The organism is Prevotella corporis DSM 18810 = JCM 8529 (assembly GCF_000430525.1).
GTDB classification, from domain to species: domain Bacteria; phylum Bacteroidota; class Bacteroidia; order Bacteroidales; family Bacteroidaceae; genus Prevotella; species Prevotella corporis.
Window position 1 is genome coordinate 1 of sequence record NZ_AUME01000056.1, and the last position, 14,130, is coordinate 14,130.

At 42.5% G+C, this 14,130-nt stretch carries 13 protein-coding genes; 1 reads left to right on the plus strand and 12 read right to left on the minus strand.

Features of this window, described 5'->3' with window-relative positions; all coding sequences use genetic code 11:
- From H515_RS15095 to H515_RS14170, 5 genes are all read right to left on the minus strand, one after another.
- Nucleotides 1-288: cysteine peptidase family C39 domain-containing protein (locus H515_RS15095; protein WP_244870076.1), on the minus strand; the 288-nt coding region annotated here is incomplete at its 3' end.
- Between the two features lie 2 nt (nt 289-290).
- A complete protein-coding gene (locus H515_RS0109515) occupies nt 291-2,885 on the minus strand; it encodes a carboxypeptidase-like regulatory domain-containing protein (protein ID WP_028901886.1) in 2,595 nt (864 codons plus the stop codon).
- The gene (locus H515_RS0109520) at nt 2,885-3,703 is read right to left on the minus strand and encodes a GLPGLI family protein (RefSeq protein ID WP_025878129.1); all 819 of its coding nucleotides are present in this window, start codon (nt 3,701-3,703) and stop codon (nt 2,885-2,887) included. The genes H515_RS0109515 and H515_RS0109520 overlap by 1 nt, the downstream gene beginning before the upstream one ends.
- Before the next feature lie 190 nt (nt 3,704-3,893).
- Nucleotides 3,894-4,088, minus strand: coding sequence for a leucine-rich repeat protein (locus tag H515_RS14165; protein ID WP_322786248.1), 195 nt, complete (start codon nt 4,086-4,088; stop codon nt 3,894-3,896).
- A gap of 367 nt (nt 4,089-4,455) precedes the next feature.
- A complete protein-coding gene (locus H515_RS14170; RefSeq protein ID WP_004292721.1) occupies nt 4,456-4,668 on the minus strand; it encodes an Abi family protein in 213 nt (70 codons plus the stop codon).
- 263 nt (nt 4,669-4,931) lie between these two features.
- Between H515_RS14170 and H515_RS0109525 the strand changes: the two genes are divergently transcribed.
- Nucleotides 4,932-5,897, plus strand: a complete 966-nt coding sequence (locus tag H515_RS0109525; protein WP_004339683.1) for a CfxA family broad-spectrum class A beta-lactamase — start codon at nt 4,932-4,934, stop codon at nt 5,895-5,897.
- A 92-nt stretch (nt 5,898-5,989) separates the two neighbouring features.
- Here H515_RS0109525 and H515_RS0109530 read toward each other — a convergent pair whose 3' ends face one another.
- The 7 genes from H515_RS0109530 to tnpA all read right to left on the minus strand — a co-directional run bounded on the left by H515_RS0109530 (nt 5,990) and on the right by tnpA (nt 13,772).
- Nucleotides 5,990-7,393 (minus strand): hypothetical protein, encoded by a 1,404-nt coding sequence (locus H515_RS0109530; protein ID WP_004292734.1) that lies wholly within the window; start codon nt 7,391-7,393, stop codon nt 5,990-5,992.
- Between the two features lie 282 nt (nt 7,394-7,675).
- A complete protein-coding gene (locus H515_RS0109535; protein ID WP_004292742.1) occupies nt 7,676-8,791 on the minus strand; it encodes a DUF6371 domain-containing protein in 1,116 nt (371 codons plus the stop codon).
- A 3-nt stretch (nt 8,792-8,794) separates the two neighbouring features.
- The gene (locus H515_RS0109540; protein ID WP_004348225.1) at nt 8,795-9,892 is read right to left on the minus strand and encodes an AAA family ATPase; all 1,098 of its coding nucleotides are present in this window, start codon (nt 9,890-9,892) and stop codon (nt 8,795-8,797) included.
- A 5-nt stretch (nt 9,893-9,897) separates the two neighbouring features.
- Nucleotides 9,898-10,272 (minus strand): excisionase family DNA-binding protein, encoded by a 375-nt coding sequence (locus tag H515_RS0109545; RefSeq protein ID WP_004338328.1) that lies wholly within the window; start codon nt 10,270-10,272, stop codon nt 9,898-9,900.
- 199 nt (nt 10,273-10,471) lie between these two features.
- A complete protein-coding gene (tnpC, locus tag H515_RS0109550) occupies nt 10,472-11,329 on the minus strand; it encodes a transposon Tn4555 protein TnpC (protein WP_004339687.1) in 858 nt (285 codons plus the stop codon).
- A 247-nt stretch (nt 11,330-11,576) separates the two neighbouring features.
- On the minus strand, nt 11,577-12,695 hold the full coding sequence (locus H515_RS0109555) for a tyrosine-type recombinase/integrase (protein ID WP_004338318.1): 1,119 nt from the start codon (nt 12,693-12,695) through the stop codon (nt 11,577-11,579).
- Between the two features lie 141 nt (nt 12,696-12,836).
- Nucleotides 12,837-13,772: a transposon Tn4555 protein TnpA gene (tnpA, locus tag H515_RS0109560; RefSeq protein WP_004292844.1), complete on the minus strand. Its 936-nt coding sequence runs from the start codon at nt 13,770-13,772 to the stop codon at nt 12,837-12,839.
- Nucleotides 13,773-14,130 lie beyond the last annotated feature (358 nt).

Below are 14,130 nucleotides of genomic sequence, written 5' to 3' on the forward strand. Positions count from 1 at the left end.
ACATATGAAAGGAGAATATATCAATTCAAAAACTGGAAAGAAAAGAATAAAATAACAGTGGAAGTACAGAGAAAGGAAAGATGAATTACACACTTTTAAGGACACTACCATCCTATTTTTTGCTAGTTCACTAATATCATACATAGAAACTCCACCTTTTGAACTTTCTAGGCTCTTTGATATTTGTTGTAGAGAATATTTTTTGCCATACAAATGGCATAACATTACTAAGCATGCTGCTCCACATTGCATAGCGTCATGTTGCTTTATAAAAACAAAACCTGCCATTCTTATTTTGTTAATGAAATAGTAAAAAGCAACTCTCTTCCTCTCATGTGATAACTGTAAGCGTAGGTATTCATCATGTTAAAAATGGTGTAACTATAATACTGTTGATTGAAAATATTTCTCATATCAATACAGAAACGAAATGCTTTGTGTCTGTAACTGACCCCTGCATCGAAGATAGACATAGTCTTGGTAAGATCTTGATACATTTCCTTTGTTGAAATATCTGCCATTGCCTTGAATTGCAGATTTTTTACAGGCTGTAATACCAAGTTGATATCATGTGTTTGCGACAAGAAAGATTTTGACACGTTTTGTACCTTTGTAAAGTTCTTTGAAAAGCTATAAGTATAATATAACTCCATAAAAGAAACAGGTTTGAATGAAACAGATGGAGCAACATTTAGACTGTTCCACGAATAGCTGTAAATCATACTGTTTTGCATCATCAAGCTCTTGCTGTGCATATAAATTCCGTACAGCGAAAACTTGGTATTGATAGCTTTTACCTGTTTTGTAATATTGAAATAGGTATTAATATTGTCAGTGCCGTTAGGACTTAGTACCGGACATTCCTTAATCAATGTTCGTGACACGTTCTGCGCCGACAATAAATTGTTATGCTGATGTGTGTAGCCTATACCAAAATTAAGAAAAAACATTTCTATTGGATATTTTAAATCGTAAATAGCATTGAGCGTAACACTCCTATTCTCACTCAAGATCCCTAAACTGTAACTTTGATAGTTCAGACTGGTTTGTATCGGTGCTGTTATAAAATCAGCCAAATCACCTATCTTGTTTGCAAAAGCCCCTTGAAGCCTTATCGTAGCTCTTGGTGTAACATTGTATAGAAAATAAAATGAAGGATTAATTACAAAGCTCCATTTCTGCTTCTTTAATGGAGTTGTTCCCTCGTTTTCAAAATCGATTCTTGTTGTAGCCAATGATACGCTTGCTTTGAAATTATATTTCCGTTGTGGGTGGGTATATTCATATTGTGGAGAGAATGAAAAATCTAATTCATTTCCCTTCACGAGGTTAAAGCCTGAATAGTCATCAGTTATCAAAGCTGAATTAACCCTATCGCTACGATATTGGAATGAAAGAGGAAAATAAAATCGTGAGGCTCTTCTTTCATAAGTGGCAGAAATAGTTTCCTGATTCGTAAACTGTTTGCTGTCTGCACTTTGCTGAAAAGAGGCTACTCCTACGTCTGAAACGTGAATAGTGCCATTAGGCATAGTAATATAATTGAGAAGAGAAGAAAGACTCCAGCGAAACTTATTTGTTTTCCAACGTATGGAAAGGTTGTTGGAAAACCCTAAATCGTGATATTTCTCATTTTGAAAGACCGAATTGCTATTGTTTTCAACTGTTGGCAATTCCGATTTTACGAACGAAGTCACTGATGAAAACCGATTGGTGATATATCGTTTATCGCTATTGTCCTTGTATTCGATAGTCAGGGTAGGCTCGTGAAGTGTAGAGGCAGGCTGGTATTGATAATCTTGCACTAATTCGTCCAAACCATTACCAAAAAACATCTTATGATTGTAAGCATAGTTGCATTGGGAATAAGCATAGCCTACATTTGTTCTTAACGACTTGTTTTCCGACAGTTTGTTGAGTAGATTGAAACTAACGGAATAATCTTTGGGATGGATATACCTTTCTCTTTTGAGTGGTGCACTAGAAGAAGATAAGTTGCCCAATAGTTTTACACCGAAAGATTCTAACTGGTTGTTTAGAAAATGATTGATATTTTCATCAGTAGCAAACTCCCTTATGTTCCCTATCTTAAATGTTCCCAAAAGTTGCATACGCGATTTGAAGAGCATACCTGCTCCATTAGTTTGGTAAAGTCCTCCATTACTGCCTAAACCTCCAATGGCTTCATATGTCCCGACTGGTTTAAACTTGGCGTGCTTTGAAAGTTTTATATTTATTGCCACATCATCAGATAGCACGTCTTTGTCCATTTTGGCGTCTTTATGATTATTCAACACCTGCACAGATGTAACGTAGTCTGCTGGGATATTGTTTGTGGCTACATTATATTGTCCACCAAGAAGATCCATTCCCTCAATGTAAAAATTGGAAATATCCTTTCCTAGATATTTTATATTTCCCGAACTAGTTACTTCTATACCGGGCAATCGCTTCATTGCATCTCTAAGCGTGTAATCGCCCTTCCCTGCGAAAGAACTCAACCGATAGGAAAGTGTATCGCCGCGCTGAATTATTTGTGGAGCCTTAACAACAACTTCCCTTAACTGCGTCTTTTTTTCAAGTAAAGTAATGTTCTTTTTTGTTTCTTTACTATCTATTACTAGCTTGGTTTTCTCAAACGAGATATGTCCGATAGAAAGTAGCACCTGCGTTTTAGAACTATTGTAGCTTAAAGCATAGCTTCCCTTCTCATTGGTAAAGGTATAGGCAATGGGCTTGTTATTTTCTAAAATCTGCACATTGGCATTGCTTATTGGCATACCATTAGAGTCCGACACAATTCCAGTCAACGTATAGTTTTTTTGAGCTTGTGCTTGCATCCAAACGAAAAGACAGAGAATATAAAGGAGTAATCTTTTCATCATTATTTAATCTCTAAAGGCACATAGCCATTTGTCCGTAGGCGTACTTGTACCCCATTGATAAAAACAGAGTTGCTACCACCGTCGCCTTTTTCCACTCTCATGTCCGTAATGCTCTCAGTAGGGATGTTGGCTATCGGGTTTTCTTCAAAGTGATTTTTTGCCTTGATAAATTTTTCACGGCTGGTAGTAATGCTATTAGATATTTTAGGCGCAGTGATTGGCGTAGTACCTTGTCTAAACGTAATAGCTTTAAAGCGGTGGATTTTCTCGGTATCACAAGCATACATTATCAGTCCAGGCAATCCACCAAACTTCCAAGGTCCGAATTGGGATGGAATTTCTGATGAGAACCAGACATTCCAAGTACGTCCGCCATACTCTCCTACCGCTTTATTACATAGATAGCCGCATATAGTATCGGTCTCTTCGGTAAGTTGCCATGAAATACCGTTCACCCCCTCTTGATAAAAATAAAGACTTGGAGGGATAACACTATACACGGAGATTGATTTGTCTGCTACATTTACAAAGGTAGTTTGGTCAAAGTAGTAGGCTGTTTTCACCACGCGCTCTTCTGCTTTCTTTACCTGCTCTTCGGTTGCTTGTCCTGTCTGCTTCAAAGAGTCTAACTGAAAAGTAGCATAGTCGACAAACTTAGCGTGAATAGCATCAAACTGCAATATCGTTGTAAAAGTTTCTGTTTCGGCATTCGCTGTTTTTACAGTGTATTCGTAAATACATTCATAATTATTATTTGTTTTCTGAGCGAAAACTTGTAAAGGAATGAGTAAAAAGAGGACTAAATAATTCTGTTTCATAACTAACATGCATTAATAATATCTAATATCGTTATTCCTGATGGAATTTTTTCCCATTTAGAAAATCTGTAAGAGTTTTATTTCAATCTATGCCTGATAGATTATCTCCATCAGGGTGAGTTCTAAAAATCCCTATCAAATTCTTGTTTGTAAAGGGTACTTTCTGTAGTTTAAGTACAAGCTATTAAAGTCATTTTTGATTTTCTTTGATTATGACATCCTTGCATAAGTCAAAGGCATTATTCTCTATTTCTACCTTTGAGGGTAAGGTAACTAATTTTAATGAAATGCAACCAATAAAAGCTTGTATTCCTATTTTTTGAATAGATACTGGTAAGGCAATCTCATCCAAACTTAAACAATTTTTGTATTTACAACCGATTATTACTCAATATTTTATAGATAATAAGTCAGAAATATGGTTGTTATTTTTAATTGCACATTCTAAAAGGTGAAGATTTAACGCTTTTATTGATTATTAACTCAAAAAGGACATCAACTTGGGTCGTTTCTTCTCTTTTCCTTGCTATTCGTTTCCGATATTCCACTTTTGTTTTGGTCTATCTCATATGTACTGCAAAGGTATTGATTTTTGTTTGATATTGCTCCTTGCTTGCTCCTTGTCGTAGATTAATTTTCACACAGGAATTTTTGTTCTCTTTCTATAGGGGCTTGAAACAATCCATTTATTGGAAACAATTAAAGACGGAGCTGGTTTGCCCCAGTGCTTTTTAAGAAACAGGGCAATTATTTTATCTCCACAAAGGCTCTTGTTCCCAATTATGAGGAAAGCCTAATAAACGAGTTCTTACTGATGGGTATTTCGATAAAAGCTGCTTGAAATCTGCAACAAAAGTGTTGCCCATAGAAATGGAGTTAAGCCAATACACCACATAGCAGAGTTGCGGATAAAGTGTTTGTTCACGGAACGAGAAATCCGTAATCCATGTGTTTGGCATACGCATAGGCATCATTGGCTTGACAGGAAAGACCCGATTTGACAGTCTTGAATGATGGGCGCAGCAATTACGAAGTACGGGTCTGGGTACGGATTAAAAGGCTAAGTGATTATTTCCAGTCATTTAGCCTTTTTAATTATCTAATTTTTCCCCACATTTTCCCCACAGCTGTCTATTTATATATTTTAGAAACATATTTTTCCGTAAAGTTATGTACCTTTGTCGGCAAATAAAGATATTCTCGTCAAACAAATATAAATAATATAAACATGGAAAAAAACAGAAAAAAACAAATCGTAGTTTTGAGTATAGCTTTAGTTTGCATTTTCATCTTGGTATTTTCATTGTTCCATAAATCAGCGACAAAAGATAGCGCAAATCCTCCTTTAACAAATGTTTTGACTGATAGCATTTCTCAAATTGTCTCAGCTTGTCCTGGCGAAATTGGTGTGGCGGTTATTGTTAATAACAGAGATACGGTTAAGGTCAATAATAAGAGTGTTTATCCTATGATGAGTGTGTTTAAGGTTCATCAGGCATTAGCTCTTTGTAATGACTTTGACAATAAAGGAATTTCACTTGATACCTTAGTAAATATAAATAGGGATAAACTTGACCCAAAGACTTGGAGTCCTATGCTGAAAGATTATTCAGGGCCAGTCATATCATTGACAGTGAGAGATTTGCTGCGTTATACTCTTACTCAGAGTGACAACAATGCAAGCAACCTTATGTTTAAGGATATGGTTAATGTCGCTCAAACAGATAGTTTTATAGCCACACTCATTCCTCGTTCAAGTTTTCAGATAGCTTATACGGAAGAGGAAATGTCGGCTGACCATAACAAGGCTTACTCTAACTATACATCTCCTCTTGGTGCTGCAATGTTGATGAATCGTTTGTTTACTGAAGGTCTTATCGATGATGAGAAACAAAGTTTCATTAAGAATACGTTAAAAGAATGCAAAACAGGTGTAGATAGGATAGCAGCTCCACTTCTTGATAAAGAAGGGGTTGTTATAGCGCATAAGACAGGTTCAGGTTATGTTAATGAAAATGGTGTTCTTGCAGCTCACAATGATGTTGCCTATATATGTCTGCCTAATAATATCAGTTATACCTTAGCGGTATTTGTTAAGGATTTCAAGGGAAATGAATCACAAGCGTCACAATATGTTGCGCATATATCAGCTGTAGTATATTCTTTATTAATGCAAACTTCAGTAAAATCTTAAACTGCACTTGCTTTGATAATTAATGATAAACAATCTAAAAGCACTCTAATCGTTATCGGAGTGCTTTTAGATTACTAATCAAATTGCTTCTATTATAATTTGAATCCTCTACTTTTTCTTTCTTCCTGTTGCGGCACTCTTGCTCCATATCTAAGCCTGTGCCATTGCTCCCTGAACCAGTCGGCAATCGGCTTCCTGTTTATTGTCAGGTTCAGCCTGCTTTCATCGTCAGGGTCATTTTCCACCCTTAAAATATCATCCTTTATATCAAAGTTCCGCCTGTGTTGCTCGGAATAGATTTTACCGCTACATTTCAGGGCTTCTTTTTTGACTATAAGACTTTCAGTCATTTCTTTAGAGAATCCCAGCATGGCACAAAACTTTTCCATGCGCAGCATTTCCCTGAACATCGGAAACCACCTGAAAGCCTTGTCTATGATTCTGGCGAGCCGTGACAGTTCTTTTTCTTTCATGTCAAGTTCCTGCCTGTGCATTTCTCTGAGATTGTGGATTTGCGTATCATGCTGTTTCTGCATCTGCTGTACTTGGCTCTGCAATTTTTCAATATTGGTGTTCCGTTTTGAAACCTCGTCTTGCAGTTTTTCGTTGGCACGTTCCAGTTCTTTCAGTTTTCCACTCCCGAAAAGAGAAGCAACTCCACTAGTTATGGCTGTCGCTGCCGTGGTGGCTGTCTTCTTTAACTTGTCAGTGCGTATTTCTGATTTCACCTGTTTCAGTTCCTGCTCGGCAAGATTTATCTGTTCTTCTTTGTGCCGTTTGGCTGCATCCATGCGTTGCAGTTCAGCTTTCTGCTTCTCAATGATAAAGTCGTTCCGTTCCAGATGCTCCTTACCAGTGACAGCCTTTGACTGCCCGCGTTCCATCAGCAGGATGTCGGATGCAAGGGTCTGCATCTGCATCATGTCATCGTCATTGAGCTTTCGGCTCTTTCCTGTTTCGTGGTTCATCCAGTCGAAAACGATATGGGCATGATAGTTCGGCTTGAACCATCTGTCCCCGACTTTGAAGCTTTCCCGGTCTTCCGCTTCCGGCTGACCGTTCAGCCAATGCCCTTCATCCTTGTGCAGGAAGATTTGCAGCGGTGTGATTCCCCAGCGTCTTTGACACTCCTCACCGAATTTACGCACGTCTGCCAGTGTGGTGTCCGACCTGACAAGCAGCACTCCTTCACGTATGGGGGAGCATCCCGCAATCTTGACTATTTTACCGTTCTTGCCTTTGCGTTCACGCTCCTTTTCCTGCATGGCACGTCCGGTCTTTTCCTTTACCATCTGTCTGATATTGTCATAATGCATCCGCAAATCCGGACTGCCGAAGTCGGGATTTATCCACTGTTCGTTATCGGTGGATAGTTCAGGAACGACATAGATTCTGGACTCTCCGATGTGGCGCATGTATTCGGCAGTCCTCCTGTTGTGAGCCTCGCTCGATGCGATGTTGCAGGGCTTGATATGTATGCTTGATTTTGTTGCCATAGATACTTGTTTTTTGGTTTGTACTTTATTGTTTGCTTTTCCGCTGTCCGTAAACGCATGGGGTTCTTAGGGGTGCAACCCATAAGCGGAGATTGCAAAGAGAGGGTCACTCTTTGCTCTGGGTTCTCAGGGGAGAAACGCCCTGAGTGGGTCATTAGGGTAAAACCCTAATCCCCTCGGGAGAGCCCACAACTACGTAAGCGGAGCGTGTAGTTATAGTGGGCTATATCAATGGCAAGCCATTGTCTGCAAACTCCAGCCTACGGCTTCCGCTCTCCTCCGTCAGGGAGGTTTTTCATCATCGTTGCCGATTGGAGATGCACCGACCAGCACAAGGTCTAAATCGTCTATCAGTTTTTGCAGGACGGGATTCTTCTCTATCATCCGCTGGAGGATTCTCTCAGCCTCGACCAAGTGGTTGGCTGTACTCATCACCTTGCCCTCCCGTATCTGAAAGATAATCCAATCGGCTATGTCGATATGGGCTTCTTTTTGTTTCGGGGTGGCATTCCTTTCGATGATGTCCGAAACCACCACCTTACAAAAGTACATGCTCTCGGCTCGCTGTTTCCACTCGGCATAAGCATCGGCATCGGGAAAGAGAAGCACGGTTCGCCCTGACAGTACACGGAGTTTCTCTTCTCTCATCTGACTCTTACCACCCGTAGCCAGCCATACATAATCGGGGAAGATAGCAGAACCGATAACGGCACTCTTCTCGGATTCCACCAAGACCACCACCTTGTCGGGATGCGTTTTCAACAAGTGTTCCCCGAAAAGGCATTGGGATAGTTGCCAATCCTCTGCCAACACACGCTGCTTTTTCAATATGCTGTGTATCCAGTTCACTGCCGATGTCTGTCCTCCCTTGATACGGTGTCCGTCTTCGGGATTGTACTGCATCACCTTTCCCGTGCGTACCTTGCCCGTCCTGTCTATCTGCCAAAAGATAACAGAGCCGTCACGGGTAGCCCCCAAACGGTATTCCTCCAACAACCGCTTCAACACCTCTTTCGCCTTGTCGCCATAGTAGGAAGTAAGGAGTGTGAAGAGGAAACGGAAGAAATTGCTACGCTCGCTTTGCGACTTCTCCACATAGTGAGGGGGAATATAGCCGATGGCTGTCGGCTTACTTTGCTGCTTCACTTTCTTCTGCTCTGCTCTTTGCCTGTCAAAAGAGAAATCATTGGTAGTTCTGTGTTCAGGATGCTCTTGAAAATACTCTTTCGGAGTGTAGTGATACCCACAACCGCTTTCGTGGTTACATCTGCCGACCGATGGATGCAACGGCACATTATTTTCGTCCACGTAATAGACGAAAGAATGCCTGTCTCCGCATTTGGGGCAGGTATGCCGTGTTGCCGTTCCTTTATACTTCTGTAATGAATAATTGCCCATAGCTTAGTCCGTTTTTGATGGTTGATTGTCGGCTGTCCCATCCTGTCCCATTGTCCCACACTCTAAGGGTTGGGACAGTGGGACACTTGGGACACCTGCGTTTTTACTCTCTTTGCTGCGCTGGATGATACGGTTTACGGTGGACTTGCCACAATTCACCTGTGAGGCTATCTCCCTGACGGACTTGCCCGATTGGGAGAGTTGCAGAATTTGGCAATCCCTTTGGCTTGATTCATTGTCGCCCAATTTTTTCAAGTGTTCCTTTTCCGTGGAATAGCCCCTGAACACGAACTGCAAGAAAGCATCCACCTTGTCAATCTCGTAAACGATTACATTATCCGCATCATGAGAGAACGTGCCATAGCGCACTTTAAGCTGCTTCACATAGCGAAGCCCTCCGTCTTGGGCACTTTTTCCAATGGTGAACACGCTGTCAAAGAAATTGTAGAGCCGTTTGCTTCCGGCAAGGTCGTTGGATGTGATGGGACAATCCAAAGAGCGTTTGGGCGTATGTGCTAGGACAAGGATAGAGAGCGCATATCTCTTTTTGAGATTGTTCAGCTGAATCATCAGCCGTCCTGCGGCATCGCCTTTCTCCATGGCGCAACACAGGTAGGTAAGATTGTCAATGATGAAAATCTTGCAGTCGGTCTGCACAGCCATCTGTTCAATGCCGCCTATGATAGCTTCCTCAAAGTTGGCATCCAAAAGCTGGTTGCAGTCAATAGACACCCGATAGAGTTTGTCGGGAAAGGTGTAGAGCTCTCCATGCTCGTTGGTATAGCGGAGCTGGAACTGCTTTTCGGACAGTTCAAAGTCCAGATACAGCACATTGTCGGTTCGGGCGATGCGGTCGGCTATCTGCACGGCAAGGATGGACTTGCCCACGTTGGAATCGGCAAACAAGCAGGAGAGTTCCCCCTCGTACCAAAAGCTGTCCCACAGCGCACGGGGCGTAGGCAATAACGATGCTTCAAGAATGGTTTGGTTTGCCGTCTTGATATTCATCATGCCTACACTGTCGGGCATACCGTTATGCGCTTGGGATGCTTTTGTGAGGTCGCCACGTATCAGGTTGATATAGTTCTTATCCTCTTCCATATCATTCACCAGTTACGTGGGTTGGGCTTGCGACGGTGGGAAGAGGATAAGGACTTGTTCAGTTCCTCGTCTGACAACGGTATGGGATTCTTTCGGGCGGTTTCCAGCCACTTGTCCAGTTCGTCACGGTAAAGGCAATAGCGTTTGCCGGGCTTGGTGGCAGGGATTGTCCCTTCTGACAGTTTCATGTAGAGCGTACCCTTAGGGATACCTAAATACTCTGCTGCCTCGTCCACAGACATGGGCACGTGGGTGTCCACCGTTTTGGCATTGTTCACACTGCGCTGCTCGGCGAGCAGGCTTTTCAGGCTCATCACTTCGTCTCGAAGCTGAGCGACAACCTCGGGGAGGTCGTTGAAGGTAAGAATTGATTTTTCCATTCGCGTACTCGTCTCTTTTGTAAGACTTGGCGCAAAGGACTGAAATGATATATCCGTGAATATCTCCACGACACGTCATTGCAAAATAATTCCCGAATAATTAAGCCCAGCCATAAATGACGGGTAAAATTACTCGGGAAACGATGTAAAACAGGCGGTTATGAGTTACCGGATGGTTGTCGTTGGTGTCGTGATTATCCTAATTCCGCACATAATCCTCGGGATAGTGGAAATCAAGTTTGCCGTTTTCGGGTTCATCAATGGGAATTTCCGTCTTTAACGGCTCTACCTTGAAATTCTTGATGGTTGATAAGTCTGTATCAGCAAACGATTTCGGGAAAAGGGCTTTGATGAACTTGGCACGGTTATCCCCATTGTAGTATCTCTTGTACAGGAAACGCTCAGAGATATTCCATACGAAGTGACGGAGTGGAATGTTGTTGATGTCTTTGGTAAACGGTCTTTGTATGGGCTTCGGGGTATAAGTGTTAAGATTCATCCATTTGTCCACCTCAGTACAGATGTGGTTCACGGTTTCTTGGTCGGCAATGCGAGGCAGGTAATAATGGCAATACTCCATGACCATGCGGATGCGCTCTTCCTTTTCCCGTTGCTCTCTGCTTGCGTAATTGGCACGGTTCTTTTCGTGAAGATCCGGGGCGATAGTAAGCTCTATCGGTTGTGTTTGGATAAGTGTCTCTTCTTTTGTCGGGGATGATTCGGGTACAGGCTCAGGGACTGATGTAGGTCCAGGCACAGATGTGGCTTCTTCAAGTGTATTTTGTGACAGTTCTTCCTGCACCTCTATGGCTTCGGCAATCGTTTCTTTCTTGCCGAACTTGATTTTGTAGATTTCGTATGTATCAAAGATAAGTGTCTGAAAGGAGAGATAGAGCAACCATCCCAACAGGTTACAGCATACGAATACTATCCACCTGACAAAGTTGTCTTGGTTGAAGCTGTCCGCTATTACCAGCGTGGCAATGGAAGATATTAGGACGATGGCGAAGCCGACAAAGCCCAAGATGATGTATTTGTCCTTGATTGATGATTCCATATTTCGTTGAGAGATTGAATGTTCCTGTATTATTTTGTGCAAAGTTAATGCTATTTTTCCCAATTACTGCCCGTTATTTGCGGTTAGAACGGTCTTTTTCAATGTATTTCACGAAATGTCATCATATCATACTCTGTTTCATACTCTGAGGGGCTTATAAATGGTGGCATCAAGCCAAAAACATAGAGGGGCGATTATAGCCTTGTAGCCATAACCGCCCCTCTGAATACCTGTCAATGTGAGACATTTATGCCTCCTTGCGCTTCAAGGTTATCTTGTCCACCACCTGACACATCTGCTGCGCTGCTATCTTGGAATAGATTTGTGTGGTGGTAATGTTCTTATGTCCGAGATAGGCTTGGATGACAGCCATGTCCGTTCCCATTTCCACGTGCAGGCTTCCGAAGCTGTGGCGGGTACAGTGAAAGGTGATTTTCTTGGTTATCCCTGCTGCCGTGAGCCACCGTTGGAGTGGTCCTTGCAGCATCTTGTCCTTGAAATCCTCAAAGATAAGTCCCTCGCCCCGTTCTCCCAGCAGTCCATAGGCTTCATCACTGATGGGGTTATGCACTATTTCTTTGGTTTTCTGCATACGGGTGGTAACGAACATCCTGCCGTTGGTGTATGGTTGTATCTGCTGCCACGTGAGCTGTCTGATGTCGCTCTTTCTCAGTCCCGTAAGACAGGCGAAAAGAAAAGCTTTTTTCAAGACCTCCTCCTCACAGGGTGTTTCGGCAAGCCGTATCAGTTCCTCTTGGCTCAAATGCTCCCTGATGGTGGGAATGCACTCGATGCGGTCTAAGAAGCCGTTTGGGTTCTCCTTTATCTTCCTGTCACGGTAAGCGGTGTGCAGCACGGCACGGAAAGTTGACCAATAGCCTGCTGCGGAGTTGATGTGCAGCTTTTGGTTGGTGTGGATGGATTGGGGTGCATCAAGCAGGTATTCCATGAACTTGCGGCACAAATCCACATCCACCTCCTCAAAGGTGCATTTGCCGTTCACGAACCGCTGGAAATGCTTGTATACGTGCTGCCACTTGATATTCTTGCGGTCAGCCAGTCCTTTGAAATAGGCAAGGAAATCGCCCTTCATCTTGGTCTTGTCAAAAAAGCCGTTGTTTTCATTGAAAATGGCTTCGTAGCGCTGGTTGCGCAGGATGACCGCTTTCTTCATCATGCGTGCGTTGAAGTCCCGTTCCTGCTGGTTTGCAGGTTTGGCGAAGATGTAAATTCCTAAGGCTTCACGTGTAATCACTCTCATGGTGACATTGTCACGGTAGCCGGGATAGTAGTCAAGGCATAGTGAATACTGTGTCCCGTTCTTAATCTTGCGCTTACGCAAGGTAACTGTTTTGCATTTACTCATAATAATTATGTTTTAATTGGTTGTATACATTTTGGAGTTGTATCCATGTTTCCGATGGCAAAGGAACAACGTGAAATATCCGTGAATACCTCCACGATACATCATTTTGAAATAATTTTCGATAATCCCGATTTTTCACGGTTATTTGTTCCTTTCAGCCATGACACGCTCCACATCTGAGCGCAAAAGCAGGTTTTTCACACCCACCTTTATCTTTTCGATGTGCTTCACCTTGACGATATGGCAGATGTTGGCTGACGAAAGACCATAGATTTGCTGCACCTGCTCAACGGTATAGTAGCGTTCATCGTTCACAAGGTCAGTTCTGCGGAGTTCGTTCAAATGTGATTTGGAGTAATAGGTACGCCCGTACTCTCTTTTAGTGGGTATCTTATGGCGATAGGTGTAGGCACGGAGTGCGGTCGGCTTCATGCCGAACAGTTCCTCCACCTCCTCGGTCAGTAGCCAGTCGGTAATTTCGCTAATATCAACTGCCACACCGAAAAACTCGTCAATATGCTTCTTGCTGTAATAGTTCTTTCCTGCGATACGACAGATGGGGATATGGTTACGCTTGGCGGAAGTGTAAAGCCATGACTGCTTTACCTTAAAAAGGGACATCACCTCCTCGCCCGAATAGAAGTCCAACACTTCTTCGCTTTCCTTTTCCCTTTTTTCTCTTTTGGCAGGTAAGGAAGATGAAGATGATTTCCTTGGTGTGGAGGTGTTGCCGGGCAGGATGCGGTGATAGGGATTGCCCTCCAACATCTGCTCGATGTCGGCTCTGCGGATGAATGCCATGCGGTTGCTGATGCGTGAGGCTTTCAGCTTGCCGATGGCTACAAGTTTGTAAATGTACTGTCGGGAACAGCCCATGAGGATGGCTGCTTTGGAAAAGGTGAGATACTCCTGATGCTGTATCTCCATCAAGGGTTGGGCGACTTTGAAGAGGTTGTTCTTCTGCATCACTCTGGCTCGTTTGGCTTCTGCCTGACAAGCCTCACTGCAATATCTTTGCATACCGCTTCGGGTTACAAAGGACTTGCCGCAAAAACTGCATTTTCTGGTTGCTTTCATACCGTTTTATCGTTTAATGGTTCATTTCTTCAATCCTATATCTCTGAAATGGTAAACGGATGTGAACGGAAGTCAACCATTGTCGCTTTTCTACACAGTGTGACTGTTTCCGCATATCGGGGCGGTTATTGTCGCTTGTCGTAAACGGTTGTAAACCCTTGTCAACTGTCTGCACGGTGTGACAAAAAACAAGCCCCGCAAATTCTCCACGTCAGAAATACGTCTCAAAAATATGTGGAAATTTGGGAAGCGACAAATGGCAACCGAAAAGTGTTAAATTTTAGAATATGCTGGTAATTAAAGATTTACACTCGGATATTTCTGATTAGTTTTGGTTGTTCTATGGTTATAAATACAA